This is a genomic window from Streptomyces sp. NPDC058231, from assembly GCF_042882275.1.
Taxonomy (GTDB): domain Bacteria; phylum Actinomycetota; class Actinomycetes; order Streptomycetales; family Streptomycetaceae; genus Streptomyces.
This window is the reverse complement of record NZ_JBHVWN010000194.1, coordinates 1-1,063: the sequence shown is the minus strand read 5'-3', so window position 1 is coordinate 1,063 and position 1,063 is coordinate 1. Positions and strand designations below refer to the sequence as shown.

Annotated in this window: 1 pseudogene; it reads right to left on the bottom strand. The window is 68.7% G+C overall.

Features of this window, described 5'->3' with window-relative positions:
• Nucleotides 1-108 precede the first annotated feature (108 nt).
• Nucleotides 109-846 (bottom strand): annotated as a pseudogene (locus ACFVXE_RS39245) (transposase); the annotation flags it as partial.
• Between the last annotated feature and the right edge of the window lie 217 nt (nucleotides 847-1,063).

The window sequence follows — 1,063 nt, the reverse complement described above, 5'->3', positions numbered from 1 at the left end:
CGTAGAGAACTCCATGATCACTCAGGCCCGTGCCTGTACTCATGCCCAGAGTGACCGGCCGTCAGGCAGCGCCACCATTTGCCGGTCGGTCTAAGACAGCCACCGCCCGCGCCGGGTGAGCCAGTCCAGGAACTCATGGGTGCCACCGGCGGAGTCGGTACGGATCAGCGTGCGCCGGCCGCGCCGGTACTGCTTCGGGAACTGGTCCAGCGCCTGCCGGGTGACGGTGATGTGGTCGCTTGCGGTGTTGCTGCCCGCGTTCCCGGGCCGCAGCAGGGCCGCGACCGGCTCGCCCGAGCCGCCCGGGCCGTGATCGACGAACGCGACCAGCGGGTGGTGGCCGAAGGTCTTCTTCCAGGTCGCGGCAGCGTCCTGCTTCTCGGAGTGGGCCAGGACCAGCACTCCGTCCACGTCGACGATCACTTCACTGCCGGCGTCTGGCGCAGCTTTGCCGGCCAACTTCCAGACCTGCTCGCGCACTTCGGACCGCGCCCGCCGGATGGCTATGAGCGCGCGGGGACCCGCCACGGCCAGGACATCGACCAGTCGGGACACCGTCGGATCGGAGGCCACCAGTCCGAACACGGCGGGTTCGGCCCGCAGCATGCCGACGTCGGACAGGCAGTCCCCGCCGAGCGCGACGGACAGGGCGAGATCGAGCAGGACCTTGCCTGGATCATGGACCGCGCGTGGCTTGCGCCACGGCTCCAGTGCCGTCGAAAACGCGGCGTCCAGGCCGGTCCGGCGGATGGTCCCGACCAGCAGCACCCCGCCGGCCAGCGAGACCGCCCCCTCACCGTTGCCCCGGACACGGACGCGCGGATACAGCCCACTGCGCTTGCTCACCTGAGGAGTGCGGCTCTCTTGACGACGACATGGACCCTAGACAATTCCCATCGTCCCAGGTCAGCGGCGCTCCTCGCTATTTTGACCAAGCCTCAGACGGCATCATCCGTGAAGCCCGAGGTTAGCCTCGAAATTTCGTGACGGTCCGCCGACGGAGTCGGTGGACCGTTTTCGTGCCGTGGGCTGAGGCTGTGCAGGCTGAGGGCCCGAGTGTCGC